General features: G+C 70.7%; 4 protein-coding genes and 1 pseudogene. All 5 read left to right on the plus strand.

Features of this window, described 5'->3' with window-relative positions:
- Nucleotides 1-1,574, plus strand: a 1,574-nt coding sequence (locus tag ACR2JA_RS04780; protein WP_434007970.1) for a glycogen debranching protein, incomplete at its 5' end; no start/stop codon positions are given.
- A complete protein-coding gene (gene malQ / locus ACR2JA_RS04785; protein ID WP_434007971.1) occupies nucleotides 1,571-3,076 on the plus strand; it encodes a 4-alpha-glucanotransferase in 1,506 nt (501 codons plus the stop codon). The genes ACR2JA_RS04780 and malQ, both read left to right, overlap by 4 nt.
- Before the next feature lie 171 nt (nucleotides 3,077-3,247).
- Complete coding sequence (gene glgC, locus ACR2JA_RS04790; RefSeq protein ID WP_434007972.1) at nucleotides 3,248-4,507, plus strand: glucose-1-phosphate adenylyltransferase; 1,260 nt, start codon at nucleotides 3,248-3,250, stop codon at nucleotides 4,505-4,507.
- Nucleotides 4,508-4,668: 161 nt separating this feature from the next.
- Nucleotides 4,669-6,183 (plus strand): glycogen synthase GlgA, encoded by a 1,515-nt coding sequence (glgA, locus tag ACR2JA_RS04795; RefSeq protein ID WP_434007973.1) that lies wholly within the window; start codon nucleotides 4,669-4,671, stop codon nucleotides 6,181-6,183.
- Between the two features lie 61 nt (nucleotides 6,184-6,244).
- Nucleotides 6,245-6,585 (plus strand): annotated as a pseudogene (locus ACR2JA_RS04800) (glycogen phosphorylase); the annotation flags it as partial.

The raw sequence follows: 6,585 nt of genomic DNA on the forward strand, positions 1-6,585 counted from the left end.
GCCACCTGCAGCGCCTGGGCATCACCAGCGTCTGCCTGCTGCCGGTGCACCAGCACATCAGCGAACGGCACCTGCTCGCTCGTGGCCTGGTCAACCACTGGGGCTACAACACGCTCAACGCCTTCGCGCCCGACCCCGGTTACGCCGCGGCCACAGCGGGCGCCGACGCGGCGACCGCCAGCGACGCGGCCGCCATCCGCACAGAATTCCGCGCCATGGTGGACGCGCTGCACCGCGCCGGCATCGAGGTGGTGCTGGACGTGGTGTTCAACCACACCGCCGAAAGCGACCTGGACGGCCCGACCCTGAGCTGGCGCGGCCTGGGCCAGACCGGCTGGTACGCCATGGGCGAACGCGGCGTGCCGCACAACTTCAGCGGCTGCGGCAACAGCCTGGCCACCGCCGAGCCCCGCGTCATCCAGTGGGTGATGGACAGCCTGCGCTGGTGGGTGCAGGCCTATGGGGTGGACGGCTTCCGCTTCGACCTGGCGGTGTCGCTGGGCCGCAGCGCCGCGCTGGGCCACGCCTTCCACCCGCACGCACCGCTGCTGACCGCCATGCAGCAGGACCCGGTGCTGCGCGAGGTGGCGCTGATCGCCGAGCCCTGGGACATCGGCCCGAACGGCCACCATGTGGGCGGCTTCGCGCCCGGCTGGCTGGAATGGAACGACGGTTTCCGCGACGGCGTGCGCGCCTTCTGGCTGGGTCACCACGCCCCGCTGGGCGAGCTGGCGCAACGCGTCTGCGCCAGCAGCGACCGCTTCCAGCGCGGCGGCCGTCGGCCCACCGCCAGCGTGCACCTGCTGACCGCGCACGACGGCTTCAACCTGGCCGACCTCACGGCCTACGAGCACAAACACAACCAGGCCAACGGCGAAGACAACCGCGACGGCCACGGCCACAACCTCAGCGCCAACGGCGGCGCCGAAGGCCCCAGCGACGACCCGCCGGTGCAGCACCGCCGCAGCCTGTGGCGCCGAGCCCTGCTCGCCACCCTGCTCTGCGCCCAGGGCACGCCGCAGTTGCTGGCGGGCGACGAGCTGGGCCACAGCCAGCAGGGCAACAACAACAGCTACTGCCAGGACAACGCCACCACCTGGCTCGACTGGGCCGGTGCCGACGCCGACCTGAGCACCTTCGTGGCCGGGCTGACGGCGCTGCGCCGCCAGCACCCCGGCCTGCGCCACGCGCGCTGGTTCAACGGCCAGCCGCTGGCACCGGGTGCACCGGCCGACATCGCCTGGCTGCGCGCCGACGGCCAGCCCCTGCACGGTGACGACTGGCAGCACGGCCCGCAGGGTACGCTGGCCGCCCTCATCGCCGTGGGCGAAGACGGGGCAGCGCCCACCGAACGCCTGCTGCTGGTGTGGCACGCCGGACGCAGCCACGCCCGCCTGGCCCTGCCGCCCGGCCCCTGGTCGCTGCGGCTGGACAGCGCGCGCGCCTTGGTGGTCGCCGACCCGGCCAGCGCCGAAGGTGTGGACGCATCCGCGCTGGAGCTGGACGAGGCCCGGGTCTGCCTGCTGGTCCAGACCTTGCAAGGTGGCGCACCGACCACCCCCACATCGCCATGAACCACGCCCCACCGATCCTCCAACGCCGCACCAGTGGCGTGCTGCTGCACATCACCAGCCTGCCCGGGCCCCATGGCTCGGGCGACCTCGGGCCGGGCGCGCGCCACTTCGTGGACTGGCTGGCCGCCGCCGGCCAGACGCTGTGGCAGATCCTGCCGCTGTCCCCGGCCGGCCCGGGCAACTCGCCTTATCAGAGCGTCTCGGCCTTCGCGGGCAGCCCGCTGATGGTCGATCTGGACGACCTGGTGCAGCAGGGCTGGCTGCCCTGGATGGCGCGCAAGGGTTTTGACGAAAACCGCTGCGACTTCGCGCGCGTGGCGCCCCACCGCATGGCCTGCCTGCGCAAGGCCTGGGACGGCTTCAGCCAGCGCGCCAGCGACGCCTGCCGCGGCGAGCTGGCCGCCTTTTGCGAACAGCACGCCCACTGGCTGGACGACTACGCCCTGTTCATGGTGCTGGACGAACGCCACGGCGGCCCCTGGTCGCTCTGGCCCACGGCGCTGGCCCGGCGCGAGAGCGCCGCGCTGGACACGGTGCGCGAACAGTCGGCCCATGCGCTGGGTTTCTGGCGCTTCGTGCAGTGGCGCTTCTGGGTGCAGTGGCAGCGCCTGCGCGGCTACGCCAGCCAGCGCGGCATCGCCATCGTGGGCGACGCACCCATCTTCGTGGCCCACCACAGCGCCGACGTCTGGTCCCACGCGGGCGAGTTCCTGCTGGACGAGCAGATGGAGCCCTACGTGGTGGCCGGCGTGCCGCCCGACTACTTCAGCCCCACCGGCCAGCGCTGGGGCAACCCGCTCTACAACTGGGAGGCCATGGCCCACCGCGGCTACCGCTGGTGGAAGGACCGCCTGGCCCACCTGTTTCAGCAGGTGGACGTGGTGCGGCTGGACCATTTCCGCGGCTTCGAGGCGCACTGGGAAATCCCGGCCAGCGAACCCACCGCCGTGGCCGGCCAGTGGCGCCCCGGGCCAGGCCGGGCGTTCTTCGAGGCGATCGAAGCCGAGCTGGGCCAGCTGCCCATCATCGCGGAGGACCTGGGCCTGATCACCCCCGAGGTGACGGCCCTGCGCGAAGCCTGCGGCTACCCGGGCATGCGCATCCTGCAGTTCGCCTTTGGCAGCGGACCGGCCAACCCCTACCTGCCGCACAACCTGGAACGCCAGTGCGTGGCCTACACCGGCACGCACGACAACGAAACCACGGTGGGCTGGTGGGCCAGCGCCATGGCCGGCGAGAAAGCCGACGCCCGCGCCTACCTGGGCCGCTGCGTGGACACCGAGCCGCACTGGGCGCTGATCAACGCGCTGTCCATGTCGGTCGCCAACACCCTGGTGATGCCGTTCCAGGACGTGCTGGGCCTGGACACGCGCCACCGCATGAACACCCCTGGCCTGGCCACCGGCTGCTGGGAATGGCGCTTCGAATGGACCCAGGTGAACCACGAGCCGGCCGAACGCCTGGCCGCCATGACCCGGGCGCACGGTCGCTGGAGTTCATGAGATCCCCCCCTGCGCCGCTGCGTGGCTTCACCCCAGGGGGACGCACCCTTTGGCCCGGCCAAGCCGGTTCTTCGGGTGCCCTGGACGGGCAGGCACGTGCGCCGACAACGGACGCGAAACCGACCCTGACATAACAACCGATTGCCGCTTTCAACACGACAGGAGACAACGATGGACAAACATTCCCCCCAATACCTGGCCAAGCGCACCATTGGCCTGGTGCTCGCGGGCGGCCGCGGCTCGCGGCTGAAGGCACTGACCGACCGGCGCACCAAGCCGGCGGTGTACTTCGGTGGCAAGTTCCGCATCATCGATTTCGCGCTGTCCAACTGCCTGAACTCCGGCGTGCGCCGCATCGGCGTCATCACCCAGTACAAGTCGCACAGCCTGCTGCGCCACCTGCAGCGCGGCTGGAGCTTCCTGCGCAACGAGTTCAACGAGTTCATCGACCTGCTGCCCGCGCAGCAGCGCATGGACGACGAGAGCTGGTACCTGGGCACGGCCGACGCGGTTTACCAGAACCTGGACATCCTGCGCGCGCACAACCCCGAGTACATCCTGATCCTGGCCGGTGACCACATCTACAAGATGGACTACGCCGAGCTGATCGCCGACCACGTGGCCCAGGGCAAGCAGTGCACCGTGGCCTGCATCGAGGTGCCCATCGCCGAGGCCAGTGCCTTCGGCGTGATGGCCATCGATGAGAAGCGCCGCATCGTCGACTTCGTCGAGAAGCCCGAGCACCCGCCGGCCATGCCGGGCAAGCCCGAGGTCTCGCTGGCCAGCATGGGCATCTATGTGTTCGACGCCAAGGCGCTCTTTGCCGCACTGGAGAAGGACGCCGCCACACCCGGCTCCAGCCGTGACTTCGGCAAGGACGTGATCCCCGCGATGGTGGCCGCCGGCCAGGCCGTGGCCCACCCCTTCGGCCTGTCCTGCGTCAAGAGCACACCCGAAGCGCCGGCCTACTGGCGCGACGTCGGTACGGTGGAGGCTTACTGGGCCGCCAACCTGGACCTGACCAACACCCTGCCCGAGCTGGACATGTACGACCGCGACTGGCCGATCTGGACTTACCAGGAACAGCTGCCGCCGGCCAAGTTCGTGTTCAACGACGACGGCCGTCGCGGCAGCGCGGTGGACTCGCTGGTGTCTGGCGGCTGCATCATTTCGGGCGGCTCGGTGAACCGCTCGGTGCTGTTTTCCAAGGTGCACATCCATTCGTACGCCGAGGTCGAGGAAGCCGTGCTGCTGCCCGAAGTGGACGTGGGCCGCGGCTGCAAGCTGCGCAAGGTGGTGGTCGACAACGGCTGCGCGATCCCGCCGGGCATGCAGATCGGCTTTGACGCCGCCGAGGACGCGCGGCGCTTCTACCGCACCGACAGCGGTGTGGTGCTGGTGACCAAGGCGATGCTGGAGCGCTTGACGTAACCCCCCGCGCCGCGCCGTGAGTAACCCCCTGCGCCGCTGCGCGGCTTCCCCCTGGAAGGGGGACCGCACTGGCGGCCCGGCAAAGCCGGTTCCGCGGTGCGTGCTGGAAGGGCTTCCCCTCAACGCCGTCTCCGTTGTGGTTTTCGATATCTGGTCCGTGCATGAACTCACCCAAAGTCCTTTATGTCTGTTCCGAGGTCTACCCGCTGCTCAAGACCGGCGGGCTGGCCGATGTGAGCGCGGGCCTGCCGCCGGCGCTGGCCGCGGCGGGCGCCGAGGTGCGGCTGCTGCTGCCGGCCTTTCCGTCGGTGGTGGCCGGGGTCACGCCCGACGGCGCGCCGCTGCCGGTGCCCGCCGGTGACAGCGCCGGCCTGCCGCTGGGCCTGGGGCCACGCCCGGGCACGGCGCAAGGTCCACAACCCTGGTTGCAGCGCGGGCGCATCACCGCGGGTGGTCAGGCGGTGTGGCTGCTGCACGCGCCCGGCCTGTACGAACGGCCCGGCAACCCCTACCTCGACGAAACCGGCCGCCCCTGGCCCGACGCGGCCGAACAGTTCGCCTGGCTGGGCTGGGCCGCGGCCCTGCTGGGCACCGGTCTGGACCCTTCCTGGCGCCCCGACGTGGTGCACGGCCACGACTGGCACACCGGCCTGGCCTTTGCCTACCTGCGCCAGCTCGGCCTCGGTGGCGCAAAGAAGCCCGCCACGGTGTTCACCATCCACAACCTGGCCTACCAGGGCGTGTTCCCGGCCAGCGTGCGCGAACGCCTGGGCCTGCCCGATGCGCTGTTCCACCTCCACGGCATCGAATACCACGGCCAGATCAGCTGCATGAAGGCGGGCCTGAAATACGCCGACGCGATCACCACCGTCAGCCCCACCTACGCCCGCGAGATCACCGGCCACGAACAGGGCTGCGGCCTGGACGGCGTGCTGCGCCAGCGCCACGCCGTGCTGCACGGCATCCTGAACGGCGTGGACGATGCGGTCTGGAGCCCGGAGAACGACCCGCTGGTGCAACCGGGCTACGACGCCGAGCACCTGGACGGCAAGGCCCAGGCCAAGGCGAGGCTGCAAAAACAGATGAAGCTCAAGCCGTTGAAAAGCGCGCTGCTGTTCTGCGTGGTCAGCCGCCTGACCGAACAGAAGGGCCTGCACCTGCTGCCCGGCGTGGTCGACGAGCTGGTGCGCCGCGGCGGCCAGCTGGTGGTGCTGGGCACGGGGGACGCGTCCATCGTGGCCGCGCTGCAGGCCTGCGCCGCGCGGCACCCGGGCCAGGTGGCGGTGCACATCGGCTACGACGAGGCGCTCTCGCACGCCGTCATCGCCGGCAGCGACGTGATCCTGGTGCCCTCGCGCTTCGAGCCCTGCGGCCTGACCCAGCTCTACGGCCTGCGCTACGGTACCCTGCCGCTGGTGCGCGCCGTGGGCGGCCTGGCCGACACCGTGACCGACTGCAGCCTGGAAAACCTGGACGACGGCAGCGCCAGCGGCTTCGTCTTCCGCGACCTGTCCGAAGCCGATCTGCTCTCGGCCGTGCGCCGCGCGTTCGCGCTGCACCGGCGGCCCGCCGACTGGCGCGCCGTGCAGCGCCACGCCATGGGCCTGCGCTTCGACTGGGCGCGCGCCGCCCACGACTACCTGCGGGTGTACGGCCTGGCCGCCACCCACCCTTGAACGTTCCGTGGCACAGCTGATGCTTGTGCCGCTCCACTGTCACCGACCCTGAGGCCCCTCCATGCCCAACACACCCCTCGTTCCCACCGTCGGCACCGCCAGCGCACCGTTTGAGTACGACCAGCTGGACAACAACGTCGCCGCGCTGCGCAAGTCCATCGCCAACCGCCTGGTCTACGCCGTCGGCAAAGACCTGCGCTCGGCCACCCGGCGCGACTGGCTGTTCGCCCTGTTCCACGCCGTGCGCGACCGCACCATGCACCGCTGGCGCGAAACGCTGGCCACCTCGCAGGACAGCGACGCCAAGCGCGTGTACTACCTCTCGATGGAATTCCTGACCGGCCGCGCGCTCACCAACGCGCTGCTGGCGGTCGGCATCTACGACGACGCCAAGGAAGCCTG

This window comes from Hydrogenophaga sp. (assembly GCF_051007235.1).
GTDB lineage: Bacteria > Pseudomonadota > Gammaproteobacteria > Burkholderiales > Burkholderiaceae_C > Hydrogenophaga.

Excerpts from the sequence above, each read along its gene's own strand:
- malQ (WP_434007971.1), top strand. The coding sequence starts at position 1,571 with ATGAACCACGCCCCACCGATCCTCCAACGCCGCACCAGTGGCGTGCTG.
- glgC (WP_434007972.1), top strand. The coding sequence starts at position 3,248 with ATGGACAAACATTCCCCCCAATACCTGGCCAAGCGCACCATTGGCCTG.
- glgA (WP_434007973.1), top strand. The coding sequence starts at position 4,669 with ATGAACTCACCCAAAGTCCTTTATGTCTGTTCCGAGGTCTACCCGCTG.